Below are 18,430 nucleotides of genomic sequence, written 5' to 3' on the forward strand. Positions count from 1 at the left end.
GCATGGCGGGACAGTCCGAGCCAGCTACCGAAATCACGCCCGGAGCGCTGCAATGACGGTTGCCGCGGAAGGGTCGCCCCCGTTGCGCATGGCGGGATCGAGACGAAGTCCCTTTCTGCAATCGGAAGCCGTCCAGGGCTTTGGCCTGATCAGTCCCACCTTCGTCTACGCTCTCATTCTCCTCGTCCTGCCGATCCTGGTCGTCATCGCCCATTCCTTCTGGACGCAGAACTATCTCACCATCGATCACACATTCACGCTGGAGAACTACCGGATCGCGCTGACCGAGCCGATCTACCGCGACCTGCTCTGGCGCTCGCTCTACATCTCGCTGACCGTCAGCCTGTTGACCGTGGCTCTGGCCTATCCGATCGCCTATTTCATTTCCTTCCATGGCGGCCGCCACAAGAGCCTGTGGCTGTTCCTCATCACCATCCCGTTCTGGACCAGCTACCTGCTGCGCGTGATGTCGTGGAAGGTGATCCTCGGCTATAACGGCGTGCTCAACTCCGGCCTTATGGGCCTCGGCATCATCGACGAGCCGTCGACGGCGCTGCTCTATAATTCCACCGCCGTCATCATCACGCTGACCCATGCCTGGGCGACCTTCGCGATCCTGCCGATCTTCGTTTCGCTGGAGAAGGTCGACCGGACCCTGGTCGAAGCGGCGACCGACCTCGGCGACGGGCCGCTGCGCTCCTTCCTGCGCGTCACCCTGCCGCTGTCGGCGCCCGGCATCATCTCGGCGGGGCTGATCGTCATGATCCCGACCGTCGGCGACTACGTCACGTCGAAGCTCGTCGGCGGCAAGGACGGCGTCATGATCGCCAACGCCATCCAGGCGCAATTCGGCAAGGCGTCGAACTGGCCGCTGGGTGCAGCACTTTCCGTCACCACGATGATTATCGTCTCGCTGATGGCCGGCGCCACTGTGCTGGTCTTCCGCGCCCTGCAGAGGCTGGCACGATGACGGCGATCAGACGTTACCTGCCCGGCTGGCTGTCGAGCTATGCCGTCCTCTATCTGCTGTTCCTTTACCTGCCGGTGGTGTTCCTGCCGATCTTCTCGGTCAACGCGGCGGCGACGCCCAAATTCCCGCTCTCGGGCGTCACGCTGCACTGGTACGAAGACCTGCCGCGCACGCCGGCGCTGATCGACGCCACCTGGAACAGCCTCATCGTCGGCATCTCCGCCTCGATCCTGTCGACGGTGCTGGGCATCCTCGCCGCCCGCTCGATCACCCGCTACCGTTACCCGGGCCGCCGCGCCATCAACGGGCTGATCATGGCGCCGCTGGTGCTGCCGGAGGTGATCGTCGCCATCTCGATGCTGCTGGTCATGCTGCAGTTGGGCTTAAGCCTGTCGCTGTTCACGGTGGTGCTTGGCCATGTGCTGGTCTGCATTCCCTATTCGATGACCGTGCTGACCTCCGGTTTCGAGGGTTTCGATCGCAGCCTCGAGGAGGCCTCGGCCGATCTCGGCGAGAGCGCGTTCGGCACCTTCCGGCGCGTGACGTTGCCGATGGTCGCGCCGGCGATCATCTCCAGCCTGCTCGTCTGCTTCACCATCTCGCTCGACGAATTCATCATCGCCTTCTTCCTCACCGGCACCGAGGCGACGCTGCCGATCTACATCTGGGGCCAGTTGCGGTTTGCGGCCAAGCTTCCCGGCGTGCTGGCGCTCGGCACCTTGCTGCTCTTCGCGTCCTTCCTGTTGATGACGATTGCCGAAATCCTGCGCCGCCGCGCGGCGAGACGCACCCAGAACGAGGGAGGCCTCTATGCTTGAGCGGGTCCAGTCCGAGCGCACCCAAACCGATCGCACCATGATCGAGATCCGCGACGTTACCCGCAGCTACGGATCGTTCAAGGCGCTGGATAATGCCTCGCTGGCGATCAGGGAGGGCGAGTTCTTCTCCCTGCTCGGGCCCTCGGGCTGCGGCAAGACCACGCTGTTGCGCATGATCGCCGGTTTCGACACGCCGACCAGCGGCTCCATCGCCGTCGACGGCCAGCCGATGGACGGCATTCCCGCCAACCGCCGGCCGACCAACATGGTCTTCCAGAGCTATGCGATCTTCCCGCATCTCAATGTCGAGCAGAATGTCGCCTACGGCCTGAAGCGGCTGAAGCTCGACGCCGGCGCGGAGAAGCGCCGCGTCGAGGAAGCGCTGGCGCAGGTCTCGCTTACCGGTCTCGGCAAGCGCCGCGCCACCGAGCTTTCCGGCGGCCAGCGCCAGCGCGTCGCTTTGGCCCGCGCGCTGGTCATGCGGCCCAAGGTGCTGCTGCTCGATGAGCCGCTCTCGGCGTTGGACAAGAAGCTGCGCGAGCAGATGCAGGTCGAACTGCGCCGCTTGCAGCAGGCGGTCGGCATCACCTTCGTGCTGGTCACGCACGATCAGTACGAGGCCCTGGCGATGTCGGACCGCATCGCGGTGATGTTCGGCGGCAAGATCGCGCAGGTCGCTTCGCCAAAGGAAATCTACCAGCGCCCGGTCAATCGCCAGGTCGCCGACTTCCTCGGCGGCATGAATTTCGTAAAAGCCGAGATCGTCGAGGAAAACGGCGCTTCGCTGGTGCTCGACACGCTGGGCTTCGGCCGCGTCAGGACCGACAAGCCAAGGGCTTTCGTGCGCAATGGCGGCGCGGCGACGCTTGGCATCCGGCCCGAACGCCTGCGTGTTTTGTGGGACAACGCGTCAGCAAAATTCGAGGTCGCCGGCAAGGTCGTCGAGCGCCACTATTTCGGTGAGATCACGCATCTGATCGTCGAGATCCCCGGACTGGAAAAGCCGCTTTCGGTGACTGAGACCAACGATTTCGGCGCCGACGACATTCCGATCGGCGCGCCGATCCGTCTCGCCTACGACCCCGAGGCGCTGGTGGCGATGGCGGACTGAATCTTTGCAGCAGCGACGCGCCCCGCCACGATCGCGCCTTCGACATAGCCCGGAAATGACGGCGACACTTCCGAAGCGGCGAAAAAGACCGGCGGCGCGCCGGCAAGGATCACGCGCTCGGCATGCCGCGCGGTGACGTCGACGATGAGGTCGCTATAGGCGCCGCCGCTCCAGCGGTCATGCGTCCAGTCGCGCGAGCTGAAATCGATGACGTCGGCGGCCCGCGGGCCGAGCGCCTGGACAAGCCTCGCGATGATTTCCGCACGCAAGGCCGCCTCGCCGAGCGGGTGCCAGCGCAGCGCCAGCGGCCCGCCAACGAAGACGACAAGCGCGGCATGGTCGGCATCCGTGCTGGCGTCGCAGGCAAACAGCCCCGGCTGGTCGCGCCACATGACCATGCCGCACAGGTCGCGCTCGCGCCAAAAAGGCTTTGCGTAACGCACCAGGATCTTGATCACCGCGCCGCTTTCCCAGACGCCGAGCGCACTCGCCAGTTCAGTCGGCAAAGGCGGCGCGAAGTCGAGCTTCGCGGCCGTCGCCGGCGGCAAGGCGACCAGCGCTGCGCCCGCTTCGACAACGCCGCCGGTCGAGACGACGCGAATGCCTTGCCGCCCGCGCTCGATCCGCGTTGCGGCTTCTCCCAGCCGCAGGCGGTTGCCGAGATCTGCTGCCAGATCATCGGCCAGCGACTGCATCGTCTCGCGCAGAAAATACTGCAGCTCGAAGACTTCGTTGGTGATGCGGCGATCATTGTCGATCAGGTACCACAACGGCACCTTGTCCAGCGGCAGGCACCACAGGCCCTCGATCATCGAACGGAAGGCTGCCTTGGCGTCGGCCGCGTCCGCCTGGCGCTCGAGCCATGTCGCCACGGTCAACCCGGCGATCGACGGATCGTCCGGCTCGATCCCGTTCATGCGCTCGCGGATTGCCATCGCGACATGATAGGTCCGCTCCGCCCGCGCTGGCGTCATCGACGGATAGGTGATGAATTCGCCCTCGACATAGGTCTCGACGAAGCTCTTGCCGTAGGCCCTCGCCAGCGCCATCACTTCGGGCATGTCCACGCACAAGAACTGGCCGCCGCTGTCGATCAATTCGCCGAGCCCATTGCGCACAGCCTCTACCCTGCCGCCGACGCGGTCGCGCGCCTCGAGCACAAGGAAATCGATACCGGCGCGCTTCAATTCGAGTGCGGCGGACAGACCGGTGAAGCCGGCGCCGACGATGACGACGTCGGTCCTTTCGATGATGCTCTTCAATAGCCGGCCTTGATCTTCTCGAATTCGGCGATCATCTTGAGCTTGAGCTCCGAGGGCAGCGGCTGCTGGAACAGCGTCTTGTCGACCCATTTTTCCACGTTGTCGTAGCCCTTTTCCTTCAGGACCGCCGGATCGACGCCGGCCATGCCCTTGGCATTGGCCTGGCCGTAGCCCCAATCCTTCACCAGCACCTTGGCGACTTCCGGATCGTTGACGGCGTTGAGGTAGTCATAGGCTTTGTCGACGTTGCCGGGCGCGTCCTTGAACAGCACGTAGCCGCAGACCCAGGTCGAGATGCCTTCGTCGGTGTCCTTCTTGGATTTGATCGGCACGCCGGCCTTGACCGACTGCACGGTCGCATCGTTCCAGGCCCAGGCGAGGTCGACCTCGCCGCCGGAAAGCAGCTGCACGATGTCGGTGGTGTCGGTCCAGTAGGAGCGCACATTCTTGTGCACCTGGCGCAGGAAATCGGATGCCTGCTTGAACTGGTCGTCCGTCATCTTGGTCCAGTCCTTGAGCCCGATGGCGAGGCTGGCCAACGCGTAGGCGTCGTCGACATTGTCGCCGATCGAAACCCTGCCCTTGTATTTCGGATCGGCGAACGCCTTCAGCGACTGCACGTCCTTTTCGGCGATCTTGTCGGAATTGTAGGTGAGCTGGGTATTGCCCCAGTCCCACGGCATGAACCAGGCCTTGCCGTCGGACGTCGTGGCAAGGTCCTTCATCGCCATGATGCCGGGGTTGAGATCCTTCCAGCCTGCGATCTTGGACGTGTCGAGCGGCTGCAGCAGCCCCGCCTCGCGCCATTTCACCACGCTCTGCGAGCAGGGATGGCCGAGATCGGACTTGAAGCCGGAGCGGATTTTTTCGAAGGCCTCGTCCTCGTCGCCGAAGAAGGCGAAGGTCGGCGAATCGCCGTTCTTCTCGACATACTTGCCGTGGAAGCTCGGATCCTCATAGCCTGACCAGTCGAAGACGATCAGATCCTTGTCGGCGGCGACCGCGAACGCCGCCGCCGAAGCGGCGAGCACGCTCCCAAGCGCCAGGGTCAATGTCAGGCGTCGGCTGAGTTTCTTCATGATGTTCCATCCTCTTTTGCCGGTCTTGTTGGCCGGCTGTTGCTAACCCGGCTTTCGCTAGCTCCAGTTCTCGCTAGCCAAAGTGTTTCGGGAAGGCGGCGGCCAAAAACGCATTCGCCGCCTGCAATGCGGTCTCTCGCGTGGTGTCCTCAGTCCCCATCATCAGCCGCAGCCACAAGCCCTCGAGCATGGCGCTGAGCGCCAGCGCTATGACCTGCGGGTCATAGGTGTAGTTGCCGCTCACTTTGAGCGTCGTGCAGAGATCGATGAAGACCTGCTGGTAATAGGCGTCGCGCGAACTGCTCAGCGCCTGGTAGGTCGGCCGCGACTTGGCTTCGCCCCAGAAGGCGAGCCATGCGGCAAGCTTGCGCTTGTTGCAGATCGAACGGTCGAAATCGGCCCATACCAGATGCTGCAGCTGCCGCGCCGGATCGTCGCCCGCCTTTTGCAGGGAAGTGCGCCAATGCGCCGAATATTCGTCATACATGTGCTGCAGCGTGGCGATCAGCAGCTTTTCCTTGCTCTCGAAATGGAAGTTGACGATGCCGCGCGACAGGCCCGCGCCGTCGGCCACGTCCGCCATCGTCGTTTCGGCATAGCCGCGCTTGGCCAGGGAATCGATCGTCGCCTCGATCAGCTGCAGCCGCCGGACCTCTTTCGAGGCCTTGCGGCCACGCTTTTCGGCATCGCCTTTCCGCGCCGTTTCGGGGAGAGCATCGCTCGCCTCTGCAGTCTTCATGGGTGTGACGGTCTCCAGCATTGCCGGCTATCCGACCGGCTTCCAACCGCGCAGATGAGTGGGGCGGTGCTCGCCACTGTCAAGCACCTTCTGCATCGCCTCCCAGGTCTTGATGTTCTTGTCGACATAGGCCGCGCCGACCGCTGCCGCGGCCCGCGCGTAGAGCGGTCCCTTGAGCCGCGAAAGCTCTTCGCGCGCGACCTCGCGGTACCATGGATTGCGGTCGCGGACCGTAATGTCGGTAAAGCCGGCGCGCCGCATCGCCTCGGCATAGCGCGCCGGCGAGGCCATGGCGAAGGAGAGCCCTTCGGCCGCGACATAGGCCTTCATCTGAGGCGACGGCTCGCCATCATGCGAAATCATCCAGTTCGACGCCGCAAACACCCCGCCAGGCTTCAGCACGCGAAAGATCTCGGCGAACAGCGCGTCCTTGCCCGGCACATGCAAAAGCGCGTCCTTGGAGAAGACGACGTCGAAAGAGGCGTCCGTGAAAGGCAGCGGCCCCGGCGGCGCCTGGACGAAGCTGACACGGTCTTCGAGGCCCTGACTGATCGCGCCTCGCCTCGCCGTCTCGATCACCGGCTTCTCGACATCGAAGCCGGTGGCTTGAGCCGCGCCGTGCGTCGCGACCAGATGCAGCGTGATGCCGCCGGCGCCGCAGCCGATATCGAGGACCGTCTTATCCTTGAGGGAAAGACCTTCGACCACACGGTCGACCTCGTCCGGGCCGCCCGGCGACAGGTAACCCTCGCCCCACAGCGCTTCGAGGAAGCGGATGGCGGTGTCGTCATATTCCGGCTCGGCGTCAGCCGTTTCGATCATCGAATCCTTAGCCCAAATGCCGATGTGGATCAGTCCAGAATGCTGCCAAAGCCTAGCGCATCAAAAGGAAAACGCAACATCATTTGTTGAACATTCATTCAAAATGGCTGGACAAAAAACTGTGATCCGTGTCAAATTCGGGCAATCGGGGAACAAAGCGCGCCGAAAAGAAGGGCGGCCGGATGGAGGGTGAGCGCGCATGAAGGCATGGGACGCGATCGTCATCGGCGGCGGCCATAACGGGCTGGTCACCGCCTGCTATCTGCAGCGCGCCGGGCTGGACGTGCTGGTGGTCGAGAAGAACGACTGGGTCGGCGGCGCGGCCACCAGCCGCGAGCTGACGCTGGGCTTCCTCTATTCCAACTGTTCCTATGTCTGCTCGCTGTTTCGGCCCGAGATCATGCGCGACCTGGAGCTGCCGCGCTTCGGCCTGCAGGTGATCTCCTATGAAGGCGGCGCGGTGTTCACGCGCGACGGCGACTACCTCGCCAACTACCGCGATCATGACGCGCATCGCCGTGAGTTCGCCCGCTTTTCGAAGCGCGACGCCGAGGCCTACGACCGCTATTCGCGCGACGTCACGAGGCAGTGCCGCTTCATCCAGCCGCTCTTGATGCGCACCGCGCCCGACCCGACGAGCTTCAGGCCGCGCGACCTGGGCGAGTTGCTTTATCTCGGCAAGAAATTCGCCGGCCTCTCGGCCGAGGAGATGGCGCTGACCTTGCGCTTCTGGACGATGTCGATCTCGGACTTCCTCGACGAGTATTTCGAGACCGACGTCATCAAGGCGAACTTCGCGCTGTCCGGCATCATCGGCACGGCGCTGGGCCCGATGTCGCCCGGCACGGCTTATGTGCTGCTTCATCATTATATGGGCGAGGTCGACGGCTCGGTCGGCGCCTGGGGCTACGCGCGAGGTGGCATGGGCGCGGTCACCAAGGCGCTGGCCGCCTCCTTCAAGGCCAGTGGCGGCACCATCCGCACCGGCGCCGAGGTCGATCATTTGCTGATCAGGAACGGCAAGGCCAAGGGCGTGGTGCTTGCCGGCGGCGAGGAGATCGACGGCAAGCTCGTCATCTCCAATGCCGACGTCAAGCGCACCTTCCTGAAGCTGGTCGAGGAGAAGGAGCTGCCCGACATCTTCCTGCGCCGCGTCAGGAACTTCAAGATCCGCGGCTCGTCGGGCAAGGTCAACATCGCGCTCGATTCCCTGCCCGAATTCCCGGCTTTGCCGAAGGACTCGCCTGTCTACCGCGCCGACATGCATTTCACCGATTCCATCGAGCGCATGGAGCGCGCCTATGACGACTGGAAGGCCGGACGATGGTCGGCCGATCCCTTCCTCGACATGATGATCCCGACCACGCTCGACCCAACCATGGCGCCGCCGGGCAAGCATTTCATGAGCTGCTTCGTGCAATACGCACCGCCGAAGATAAAAGGGGCGGACTGGACCGACGCCGACCGCGACGGCTTCGCCGAAAGCGTGATTGCGCAGATCGCTGAATATTCGCCCGGCTTCCGCGACCGCATCGTCCACATGGAGGTGCGCACGCCGCGCGAGATCGAGGCCGAGGTCGGCCTCACCGAAGGCAACATTTTCCAGGGCGAGCTCACCTTCGACCAGCTGCTCTTTAACCGCCCGGTGCCGGGCTACGCGCAATACCGCTCGCCGCTCAGTGGGCTCTATATGTGCGGCTCCTCGACCCATCCGGGTGGCGGCGTCATGGGCGCGCCCGGACGCAACGCCGCCGCCGAGATCCTGCGCGATCTTGCCAAGCCAACCCTGCATATGAGCCCGGCCCATGACGTCATCTGATTTGAACTGGGACGTTATCGTCATCGGCGGCGGCCATAACGGCCTCGTCGCCGCCGCCACGCTGGCGAAATCCGGCCGCAAGGTGCTGCTGCTCGAGGCCGGCAACGAGGTCGGCGGCGGCGCGCGCACCGAGGAATTCGCGCCGGGCTTTCGCGTCTCCACGGTCGCGCATCTGCTCAACCGCCTGCATCCCGATGTCGTGAAGACGCTGGAGCTGGAACGCCACGGCCTGAAGGTCGAGCGCGGCGACTTCGTACCGTCGGTTGCGCTGTCGAGAGACGGTCCGCTGGTGCTGCACGGCGCCTATGGCGAGGTGCTGACGGGCGCCAGCCCTTCGGAACAGTCCGCCTGGAAAGATTTGCGCGCGCAATTGCTGCGCTATGCCGGCGTGCTGAAGCCTTTCCTGTCGCGCCGACCGCCTGATCTTGGCGGCATGTCGCTCGCCGAGATGACCGGGCTCGGCCAGACCGCGCTGGCGCTGAAGCGGCTCGGCAAGGAAGATATGCGCGACTTCCTGCGCGTGCTTCTGATGAATGTCTACGACCTGCTCGACGAGCAGCTCCCGGACGACCGGCTGAAGGGCCTGCTTGCGTTCGACGCGACGCTCGGCTCGCATCTTGGGCCGCGCTCGCCGACTTCGCTGCTCGGCCTCTACTACAGGCTTGCCGGCGAGATCGGCGGCCTTGCAGGTGCGCAAGTCCAGCCGAAAGGCGGCATGGGCGCTGTCGTCGCTGCCATCCGCGCGGCGGCGGAAAAGGCGGGCGTTTCGATCCGCCCGGCTTCGCCAGTCGCCAAGGTGATCGTCGAGAAGGGCCGCGCCGTCGGCGTCGTCACGCAGGGCGGCGAAACGCTGCGGACTAAGAGCGTGGTTTCCGCTATCAACCCGGCGACCACCATCCTCGATCTTGTCGGCCCGCGCGACGTCGATACCGGCTTCGTGCGCAAGGTGAAGAACATCCGCATGAAGGGCGATGCGGCCAAGCTGCATCTGGCGCTGGACCGGCCGCCGCAATTTTCGGGCGTCGACGCCGCCGGCCACAAAGGTCGCCTCGTCGTCGCGCCTTCGCCCGACCATGTTGAGCGCGCCTTCAATCCGTCGAAATATGGTGAGTTCTCGCCTGAGCCGGTGATGGAAATCACGCTGCCCAGCCTGGCCGACCCATCGCTCGCCCCATTCGGCGCCTGCGTGCTTTCGGCCGTGGTGCAGTACGCGCCTTATGCGTTGAGAGAGGGCTGGGGCGCCGGCAAGCCGCGCTTCCTCAAGGCGATCATGGCGCAGCTCGAGACCTATGCGCCCGGCATCGGCGCAACGGTCAGCCACGCCGAGCTTTTGACGCCCGCCGACATCGAGGCGCGCTACCGCATGCCTGGCGGCCACTGGCACCATGGCGAGTTGCAGGCCGACCAGATGCTGATGTCGCGGCCGGTCTCCGGCTGGTCGGGCTACGACACGCCGCTCGAAGGCCTGTTCCTCGCCGGCGCCGGCTCGCATCCGGGCGGCGGCATCTCCGGCGCGCCCGGCCTCAACGCCGCGCGCCGCATCATCGCGATGAGGGGGTGAATATGTTTTTGCAAATCGCTGAAGTCGCGCTCCATGGCGCCCCCCTCTGGCCTGCCGGCCATCTCCCCCACGAGGGGGGAGATCAGCAGCTCGATCTGTCGGCGCTTTTCTTGCGACGTTGGAGATTGGCGAAAGTCAGCGTGACGTCCAATCTCCCCCCTTGTGGGGGAGATGTCCGGCAGGACAGAGGGGGGCGCGAAGGAACGCCGTCATGAATCGTCATGTGAAAACCGACGCCGCCCGCACCCTCGCCCAATCCCACTTCCGCACTTTGCGCATGGGCACCCCCTTCCAGCCGCGCATCGACGCGCTGGCGCTGACGAACGACTGGTACAACTGGGCCGGCTACCGCGCGCCGCATTCGTTGTGGGACGAGGAGCTCGAATATTTCGCCATCCGCAGCCAGGCGGCGCTCTTCGACGTCTCGCCGATGACCAAATACCGGATCGAGGGCCCGGATGCCGAAGCCTATCTCGACCGCGTCACGCTGCGCGACATGACCAGGCTGAAACCCGGCCGCGTCCATTACACCGCCTGGTGCGATGACGATGGCTTTGTCCTTGATGATGGCACTTTGTTCCGGCTGTCGCCGACACGCTTCCGTCTCTGCTCGCAAGAGCGCCATCTGCCTTGGCTGCTCGACAGCGCGATCGGCTATGAGATCCGTGTCGAGGAAGAGACCGAAGCGGTCGCCGGACTGGCGCTGCAGGGTCCGACCTCCTTCGCCATCCTGCGCGAAGCGGGCTTTGCCGGCGTTGAGCGGCTGAAAATCTTCGACCTTGCCGAGTTCGCGCATGACGGCGCTGCGGTGACCATCTCGCGCACCGGCTTCACCGGCGATCTCGGCTACGAATTGTTCGTGCCGGCCGACAAGGCGCTGAGCCTGTGGGACCGGCTGATGGCGGCGGGCGAGCTGCGCGGCATCCGCGCCATCGGCTATACCGCGCTGAACCGAGCCCGGCTGGAGGCGGGGCTGATCGTCGCCAATGCCGATTTCACAGCTGCCGAGCACGCGATCCGCGCCGACCGCCTGCGCATGCCGGACGAGATCGGCCTCGGCTTCATGATCGATCCGGACAAAGGCCATTTCAACGGCCGCCGCGCCATCCTCGACGCCCGGGGGAAGAAGAAGCTACGCCATGTGCTGGTCGGCCTGGAGATCGAGGGCAACATCCCGGCCGAGCATGCGATCGTCTACTACAAGGAAAGCCAGGAGGTTGGGCTGGTCAGCGCGGCGATGTGGTCGCCCATGGCCAAGCGCAACATCGCGCTCGCCTCGCTGCGGCGGCCCTATGGCGAAACAATCGTCGACGACCTCTGGGTCGAGATTTACGCCATGCGCGAGTTGCAGTACCAGAAGCTGATGAAGAAGGCGAAGGTGGTGCCGAGGCCCTTCATCAAGCTCGACCGCCGCACCGCCAACCCGCCCGCGGACTTTTGACATGGCAAGCGAAGCGGAAGACCTGGAAGCGGAAGCCGCCGAGCAGTGGCAACTGGTCAACACGCCACTCGGCGAGATGTGGTCCGGCCGCACTCGCTACGCGGCGGCGATGTATTTCTTCAAGCGCGGCGAAATGAACGCCGAGACGCTCGAGGTCTACCGCATTTGCGCCCGGCTCGACGCGGAAAACCCCTTGGCGATCATCCGCGACCGTGGCGTCGGCAAGGAATGGCTGAAGCGTATCGGCTACGACGGATAGACCCGCCTTAGCCTATGGTGCGCTCAAGCACGCTCAACCAATTCCGGTAAGCGATCTTCTCGATCAGCGCGCGCCCGAAACCGCGCGCGGCGAGCGCGTCGATGAGCTTCGGCAGACCGGCGACGTCGCCGATGGGGGCCGGGATCATGGCGCCGTCGAAATCCGAGCCCAGCCCGACCCCGTCTTCACCCAGCGCCTGCAACAGCGAATCGATGTGGCGCACCATGATATCAATGCTGGTGTCGGCGTTCATGCGGCCGTCCTCGCGCAGGAAGCCGGTGGCGAAGTTCAGGCCCACCATGCCGCCGGATTCGCGGATCGCGCCGAGCTGCCAGTCGGTCAGGTTGCGCGAATGGCCGCAGATCGCATGCACATTGGAATGGGTCGCGACCAACGGCGCATCGCTAAGCTCGGCCACGTCGCGAAAACCCTTCTCGTTGAGATGCGAGAGGTCGATCATGATCCTGAGCTGGTTGCACGCCTTGACCAGCGCCTTGCCGGCATCGGTGAGACCTGGCCCGGTGTCGGGCGAGGACGGAAAGCGGAACGGCACGCCGTTGCCGAAGGCGTTGGGGCGGCTCCAGACGATGCCCAGCGAGCGCAGCCCTGCGGCGTGCAGCACATCGAGCATGGCAAGCCCGGGATCGATCGCCTCGACGCCTTCGATGTGGAACACCGCCGCGATCGAGCCCCTGGCCATCGCGTCCCGCACATCGCCGGCGCTGCGGCAGACGGTCAATGCGCCGGCGCGCTCCAGCCGGAACAGGATCGAAGCCATGCCGATGGTCGAGGTGATCGCCTCGGCCTGCGGCAGTTCCGGCGGCAGCGGTTCATTGTCGCTCGGTGCCGGCGGCACGGCGCTGCGTTTCGACTTTTCGACCGGAGGCGGAAAGATCGCGAACATGCCGCCGGCAAAGCCGCCCTTCCTGGCGCGCGGCAGGTCGATATGCCCGCCCGGCGTCCCCTCGATGAACAGCTTTTCGACGTCGGCTTCCTTCGACTGGTAGAGCCGAAGCAGCGTGTCGTTATGTCCGTCGAAAACGGGGATCAGGTCGGTATCGGTCATCAGGGAAGCCATTCAAATCGGAGATGGGCGGGACGACAGGTTTCGTCCGGGCGAACCGTCAACTTAGGCAAGATGACCGGGCGGTGCAAATGCCAAGAGCTTCCCCTTCTCCCCTTGTGGGGTCCGAAGGACGGGCGAGACGCGTGGCTCGCCCCGGGCGGTGGATCGGCGCGACAGCGCCGAGACGGATGAGGGATGTTCCAGGGAATGCGAACGTCTCACTCCGCTGGAACACCCCTCATACGGCCGCTGCGCGGCCACCTTCTCCCACAGGGGGAGAAGGAAAAGACGGTGCTACCGCTTCAGCACATCCGCCCATTCCGGGTGGCGACGGAACTGGGCGTTGGCGAAGGGGCAGAGCGGGATGATCTTCTTGCCGGCGGCACGCGCATCCTCGACCGCGCGGGTGACGAGCCGAAGCCCGGCGCCCTGGCCACGAAAAACATCCGGCACCTCGGTGTGGTCGATGATGAGCTGGTGCTCGCCGATCTTGGTGAACGTCATCTCGGCCTCGGCGCCGCCCGGGCCGCGCAGCACGTAACGCCCCTTGGAGCCGCGGTCTTCCAGTTCGATCTCGGGCAGTTGGTCGGCCATGTTACTTGCCTCCTTCGGCAACGGGCGCCGGCGCGAAAAACCGCCGCGCCGCTTCGATTTCATTCGGCCGAACCTCATGCCCGCCGTCGTGCCATTCCACTGTGACATCGGCGCCGTCGGCGCGCAAATAGGCCTCGAGCCGCGACGTCAAATTGGGCGGACAGATCGGGTCGCGCCTGCCGGCCGTGATCAGGATGCGGCGGCCGGCAAGGCTGCCCTGGACGCGGGGTTCGAACGGGATCAGCGGATGCATCAGCGTCGCGCCATCGAACAGGCCCGGCTCGGCGAACACCACCGACGCCAGGAGGTTGGCGCCGTTGGAGTAGCCGAGGCCGAACACCGCCGAGGGTTTTGCGGTCTCGACATGGGCCTTGACGAAGCCCGCCATCTTCGAGGTCGCGCGCGCCAGGTCGTCCATGTCGTAGACGCCCTCGCCGGTGCGGCGAAAAAAACGGGGAGCACCGTGCTCCGACACATCGCCGCGCGGCGAGACGATCGTCGCCGAAGGCATAAGCTCGCGGCCGAAACCGAGAAGCTGGTTCTCGTCGGCGCCAGTGCCGTGGAGGACGAAGAGCAGCGGGCCGCCCGGCGTACCGGGCAGCACCTTGTGGATGTAAGCGTCCTTGCTCATGGCGTCAGTCTTCCAGCTTCTGCAGATGCTGTTCGAGATAGGGCCGCAGATGCTGGTGCTGCGCCGGCAGCCTCAGCGCCTCGCCGAGATGCGCGGTGTCCTCGTCGCGGTCGAAGCCCGGCTCGTTGGTCGACACCTCGAACAGCACGCCGCCCGGCGTGCGGAAATAGATCGCCCAGAAATAGTCGCGATCGATGACCGGCGTCACGCCATAGCCCGTGTCGACAAGCGCCTTGCGCACTTCCAGCTGCTTGGCACGATCCTCGACCGCGAAGGCGACATGGTGCACCGAGCCGGCGCCGAGATTGGCAAAGCCGGCGCCCGGCAGCGATTCGATGTCGACGACGTCGGCGCCGTTGCCGTTCTTGATCGCCAGCCGGCGGATATTGCCGGACTTGTCGACCTCCTCATAGCCCATGAATTTCAAAAGCTCCTCGGTGGCGCCGCCGTCCTTCAGCCGCAGCGAGACCGAGTGAAAGCCGCGGATCGCCTCGTCGCCGGGAACACCGCCCTTGACCCAGGGCGCCCGCTTGTCGGTCATGTCCTCGACGAGCGCGAAACTGTCGCCGTCCGGGCCGGTGAAGGTGAGCCGCTTTTCGCCGAAGCTTTCGGTGCGGGCAACATTGCCCACGCCCTCATCGGCGAAGCGCTTTTCCCAATAGGCCAAGGTGCCTTCCGGCACCGAGAATACCGTTGTGCCCACCTCGCCGACGCCGTGCCGGCCCTTGGCGATATCGGGGAACGGGAAATAGGTCATCACCGAACCCGGCGTGCCGACCTCGTCGGCATAGTAGAGATGGTAGACATCCGGCGCGTCGAAATTGACGGTCTTCTTCACCCGGCGCAGGCCGAGCTTTTTCGTAAAGAACTCATTGTTGCGGCGTGCATCGCTCGCCATCGAGGTGACGTGATGCAGCCCCTGTATCTGATTGAGCATGATCCTGCTCCTTCCCTTTGTCCTTGTGCGGCCCTTGCCGCTGTCCACGCCAATATGAGGATGAGCGGGCCGGCGGCAAGCGGGCAAACATAGAATGGACTGTATCACGAAAGTGAACGACTGCTCGAAACATGTTCACCAATCTGTCACCAAGCTTGGCTTGCAACGCGGATGATTTCCGTTCCATCTGAACGCTTCCACAAGGAGACGATCTTGGACAATCGCACGCACCCCCCGAACGTCCTGCTCATCACCTGCGACCAGTGGCGTGGCGATTGCCTGTCGGCGGCCGGCCATCCGGTGGTGAAGACGCCGAACGTCGATGCTCTCGCCGCGGAAGGCGTGCTTTTCCGCCGCCATTATGGCGGCGCAGCACCCTGCTCGCCTGCCCGCGCGTGCCTCTACACCGGCCTCTACCAGATGAACAATCGCGTCTGCCGCAATGGCACGCCGCTTGACGCGCGCCATGGCAACATCGCGCTTTCGGCGCGCGCCGCGGGCTATGATCCCACCCTGTTCGGCTACACCGATGTCTCGCTCGATCCGCGCCAGCTGGCGGCCGGGGATCCGCGGCTGCGCAGCTATGAAGGCGTGCTGCCGGGCTTCACCGTGCGCCAGGCCCTGCCCGAGCATCAGAAGCAATGGCTGTCGTGGCTGCGGACCCAAGGCATCGACACCGGTGCAGGCAGCCCCGACATCCACCGTCCGGCCCGAGGCCAGGCGGAACGCGACGTGAACAACGCGCCGCCGATCTATTCGAAAGACCAGACGCCGACCGCGTTCCTGGCCGGCGAATTCATCCGCTGGCTTGGCGAGCAGGAGAGGCGCGCGCCGTGGTTCGCGCATATCTCCCTTATCAGTCCGCACCCGCCCTTCATCGTGCCCGAACCCTACAATACCATGTATGATCCGGCTGAAGGTCCCGCGTTCAAACGCGCTGCAAGTTGGCAGGCCGAGGCCGGCAGCCATCCCTATATCGCCTACGATCTGGCCGGGCAAAAGCGGACAAAATTCGTCCCCGGCATCGAGGGCAACGTGCCCGACTGGAGCGAGGAGAACTTTCGCCGCATCCGCGCGATCTATTACGGCATGATCTCCGAGGTCGACGCGCAGCTCGGCCGCATCTGGCGGGCCATCAAATCAGCGGGCGCCTGGGACGACACCGTGATCGTGCTCACCTCCGACCATGCCGAGATGATGGGCGATCACTTCATGCTCGGCAAAGGCGGCTTCTTCGACGCCAGCTACCACATTCCGTTGATCATCCGCGATCCGCGCCGGGAAGCCACGGCCGGTTTGTCCGTGGATCGCTTCACTGAAGCCGTCGATATCTTCCCGACCATGCTCGACCTGATCGGCGCCGCGCCGCAGCGCCACCTCGACGGCCGTTCGCTCGCGCCCTGGCTGGACGGAACGGAACCGGAAGCCTGGCGCGACGCCGCGCATTGGGAGTTTGATTTCCGCACGGTCGCCCAAGGCGAAGCCGAACGCCATTTCGGTATCGCGTCGAACGCCTGCAACCTCGCCGTTATCCGCGCGGCGGACTTCAAATATGTCCATTTCGGCGGCGGCCTGCCGGCGCTTCTGTTCGACCTATCGAAGGACCCAGGCGAGCTGAACAATGTGGCGAACGACCCGGCCTATCTCCCGGTACGGCTCGAGTTCGCCGAGAAGATGCTTGCCTGGCGCGGCGCTCACCTCGATCAGTCCCTTGCCTTGGCGGAACTGACGGAAGATGGAGTGGTGGGGTACGTGAGTGGGCAGTAGGCAGTAGGCAGTAGGCAGTAGGCAGTAGGCAGTAGGAGATGGTCCGCGTTGGATGGCCGGAGGCAATAGCCTCTTTTCCCTATTCCCTATTCCCTATTCCCTACTGCCTAATTCCTACTGCCTACTGCCTGATCGTCACTTCAGAATCATCCGCTGCTGGTCGCGGTTGGCGGCATAACTGCTCTTGTCATAGGCCGTTTGCGCCTGCAGCTGCTCCTTGGTGAAGTTGGTGTAGAGATACTTCTTGCCGTTCTTGTCGGTCATGAATTTGAGCTTATCCATGCCGATCGCCACTTCCTTGGCGCCGATGCCGAGGAAGCCGCCGACATCGACGATGACCGCGTCCGGCTTGTTGTCGGGCGTCAGCACGACGTCGCCGATCGAACCGATCTTCTCGTCGTTGGCGCCATAGACCGTCGTGCCCTTGAGGTCGTCGACGCGCATGTTGCCCATCGGCATCTCGGTCAGTGTCGACTTGTCGATGGAAGCGGTCTTGGTCTGGTCGGTGGCAGCGCCGCTGTTATCGGCGGGCTTGTTCTCAGCCGTGCTCTGGGCTGGCGGCGTCGCAGGCTTGTTCTCGGCCGTCGGCTTGGCGGGCTCTGCCGGCTTCGCTCCCTTATCGGACGTCGTGCCCGAAGCGACCACCGCAGGCGTGGTCGTTGCCGGCGCGTTGTTCGCGGCCGTCGTCGTGCCGGGCGCCGGATCGTAGGGCTTGCGGTCGAACTCCGGCTGGGCCTGCAGCTGCTCCTTGGTCGTCTCGGCCACCAGCCAGCGGTCGCCGTTCTTCTCCGCCCATTTTGCCTTGTCGAAGTCGAAAGTGACGTTCTTCGTGCCGATGCCGAGGAAGCCGCCGACGCCGATCACCAGCGACTCGGCCTTGCCGTCCTTGGCAAGCACGATGTCCTTCACGTCGCCGATCTTCTGGGCATCGTCCGCAGTGCCGTTATAAACCGACTCGCCCATGATGTTGGTGGCGAGGTTGCCCTCCGCCTTCTTCACCGGCTCGGCCGGTGCGGCCGCGGGAGCCTGGGCTGTTGTCGTGTTGTTGGCGGGCTGCGTAGCGTCGGTAGACTGCGCCGGATCGTAAGGCTTGCGGTCGAACGCCGGCAGAGCGTTCAGCTCATCCTTGGTGGACTTGGCGACCAGCCAGCGGTCGCCGTTCTTCTCTGCCCATTCCAGCTTGCCGTAGTCGAAAGCGACGTCCTTCTTGCCGACGCCGAGAAATCCGCCGACGCCGATGATCGCGGACTTGGCTTTGCCGCCGGAATCGAAGACGACATCGTCAACCTTGCCGATATTCTGTGCATCGTCTCCCGTGCCGTTATAGACGGACTCGCCGATAATATTGCTCATCAGGGCGCCATCGGCGCGCGGGACCGGCGCCGGATTCTCGGCTGCTGGGGGCTGTGGAGCCGGGGCGGGCGTCGTCTGCGCGAAAGCGCCGGTTACTAGAAGGGTTGCGATCGCAGTCGTCGCAAAAAGAGTGCGGATCATCATGATGGTCTCTCCTCGTGCCTGATCTGTGCATGACGCTCCTTGGCCAGCCTCTTGACG

17 protein-coding genes are annotated in these 18,430 nt (G+C 64.5%); 8 read left to right on the plus strand and 9 right to left on the minus strand.

What is annotated here, in order from left to right; all coding sequences use genetic code 11:
• Positions 1-52 precede the first annotated feature (52 nt).
• Genes LB520_RS07135 through LB520_RS07145 form a run of 3 tightly spaced genes read left to right on the plus strand, consistent with a single transcriptional unit; the run spans position 53 to position 2,899 of the window.
• Positions 53-970, plus strand: a complete 918-nt coding sequence (locus LB520_RS07135; RefSeq protein WP_224636981.1) for an ABC transporter permease — start codon at positions 53-55, stop codon at positions 968-970.
• Positions 967-1,788, plus strand: a complete 822-nt coding sequence (locus tag LB520_RS07140) for an ABC transporter permease (protein ID WP_140842946.1) — start codon at positions 967-969, stop codon at positions 1,786-1,788. The genes LB520_RS07135 and LB520_RS07140 overlap by 4 nt, the downstream gene beginning before the upstream one ends.
• A gap of 37 nt (positions 1,789-1,825) precedes the next feature.
• Entirely contained in the window at positions 1,826-2,899 is a 1,074-nt protein-coding gene (locus tag LB520_RS07145; RefSeq protein ID WP_224637214.1) for an ABC transporter ATP-binding protein, read from the plus strand.
• Here the strand turns inward: LB520_RS07145 and LB520_RS07150 are convergent.
• The 4 genes from LB520_RS07150 to LB520_RS07165 all read right to left on the minus strand — a co-directional run bounded on the left by LB520_RS07150 (position 2,863) and on the right by LB520_RS07165 (position 6,801).
• Positions 2,863-4,161: a flavin monoamine oxidase family protein gene (locus LB520_RS07150; RefSeq protein WP_224636982.1), complete on the minus strand. Its 1,299-nt coding sequence runs from the start codon at positions 4,159-4,161 to the stop codon at positions 2,863-2,865. The two genes, LB520_RS07145 and LB520_RS07150, sit on opposite strands and share 37 nt — an antisense overlap.
• Positions 4,158-5,240 carry an ABC transporter substrate-binding protein gene (locus tag LB520_RS07155; RefSeq protein WP_224527217.1) on the minus strand — a complete coding sequence of 361 codons (1,083 nt, stop codon included), beginning with the start codon at positions 5,238-5,240 and terminating at the stop codon, positions 4,158-4,160. The genes LB520_RS07150 and LB520_RS07155 overlap by 4 nt, the downstream gene beginning before the upstream one ends.
• A 73-nt stretch (positions 5,241-5,313) precedes the next feature.
• Positions 5,314-6,000 (minus strand): transcriptional regulator BetI, encoded by a 687-nt coding sequence (gene betI / locus LB520_RS07160; RefSeq protein WP_224527215.1) that lies wholly within the window; start codon positions 5,998-6,000, stop codon positions 5,314-5,316.
• Between the two features lie 6 nt (positions 6,001-6,006).
• On the minus strand, positions 6,007-6,801 hold the full coding sequence (locus tag LB520_RS07165) for a class I SAM-dependent methyltransferase (RefSeq protein ID WP_224636983.1): 795 nt from the start codon (positions 6,799-6,801) through the stop codon (positions 6,007-6,009).
• A gap of 199 nt (positions 6,802-7,000) precedes the next feature.
• Here LB520_RS07165 and LB520_RS07170 point away from each other — a divergent pair, with 199 nt between their 5' ends.
• From LB520_RS07170 to LB520_RS07185, 4 genes are all read left to right on the plus strand, one after another.
• Positions 7,001-8,620 carry a phytoene desaturase family protein gene (locus LB520_RS07170; protein WP_224636985.1) on the plus strand — a complete coding sequence of 540 codons (1,620 nt, stop codon included), beginning with the start codon at positions 7,001-7,003 and terminating at the stop codon, positions 8,618-8,620.
• Positions 8,607-10,181, plus strand: coding sequence for a phytoene desaturase family protein (locus LB520_RS07175; protein ID WP_224636987.1), 1,575 nt, complete (start codon positions 8,607-8,609; stop codon positions 10,179-10,181). The genes LB520_RS07170 and LB520_RS07175 overlap by 14 nt, the downstream gene beginning before the upstream one ends.
• A 211-nt stretch (positions 10,182-10,392) precedes the next feature.
• A complete protein-coding gene (locus LB520_RS07180) occupies positions 10,393-11,622 on the plus strand; it encodes an aminomethyltransferase family protein (protein WP_224636988.1) in 1,230 nt (409 codons plus the stop codon).
• Position 11,623: 1 nt separating this feature from the next.
• Positions 11,624-11,881 (plus strand): hypothetical protein, encoded by a 258-nt coding sequence (locus tag LB520_RS07185; protein WP_224527205.1) that lies wholly within the window; start codon positions 11,624-11,626, stop codon positions 11,879-11,881.
• Positions 11,882-11,888: 7 nt separating this feature from the next.
• On the opposite strand, the gene LB520_RS07190 is transcribed toward LB520_RS07185, so the two are convergent.
• From LB520_RS07190 to LB520_RS07205, 4 genes are all read right to left on the minus strand, one after another.
• Positions 11,889-12,947: a dipeptidase gene (locus LB520_RS07190; protein WP_224636989.1), complete on the minus strand. Its 1,059-nt coding sequence runs from the start codon at positions 12,945-12,947 to the stop codon at positions 11,889-11,891.
• A 294-nt stretch (positions 12,948-13,241) separates the two neighbouring features.
• On the minus strand, positions 13,242-13,541 hold the full coding sequence (locus tag LB520_RS07195; RefSeq protein ID WP_095767389.1) for a GNAT family N-acetyltransferase: 300 nt from the start codon (positions 13,539-13,541) through the stop codon (positions 13,242-13,244).
• 1 nt (position 13,542) lies between these two features.
• Positions 13,543-14,172 (minus strand): alpha/beta hydrolase, encoded by a 630-nt coding sequence (locus LB520_RS07200; protein WP_224636990.1) that lies wholly within the window; start codon positions 14,170-14,172, stop codon positions 13,543-13,545.
• A 4-nt stretch (positions 14,173-14,176) separates the two neighbouring features.
• Complete coding sequence (locus LB520_RS07205; protein ID WP_224636991.1) at positions 14,177-15,109, minus strand: VOC family protein; 933 nt, start codon at positions 15,107-15,109, stop codon at positions 14,177-14,179.
• Between the two features lie 213 nt (positions 15,110-15,322).
• Here LB520_RS07205 and LB520_RS07210 point away from each other — a divergent pair, with 213 nt between their 5' ends.
• Positions 15,323-16,876: an alkaline phosphatase family protein gene (locus LB520_RS07210; protein ID WP_224636992.1), complete on the plus strand. Its 1,554-nt coding sequence runs from the start codon at positions 15,323-15,325 to the stop codon at positions 16,874-16,876.
• 135 nt (positions 16,877-17,011) lie between these two features.
• Here the strand turns inward: LB520_RS07210 and LB520_RS07215 are convergent, their stop codons facing one another.
• Positions 17,012-18,370, minus strand: a complete 1,359-nt coding sequence (locus LB520_RS07215; RefSeq protein WP_224637215.1) for a PRC-barrel domain-containing protein — start codon at positions 18,368-18,370, stop codon at positions 17,012-17,014.
• Between the last annotated feature and the right edge of the window lie 60 nt (positions 18,371-18,430).

This window comes from Mesorhizobium sp. CA12 (genome assembly GCF_020165255.1).
In the GTDB taxonomy this organism is placed as follows: Bacteria; Pseudomonadota; Alphaproteobacteria; order Rhizobiales; family Rhizobiaceae; genus Mesorhizobium.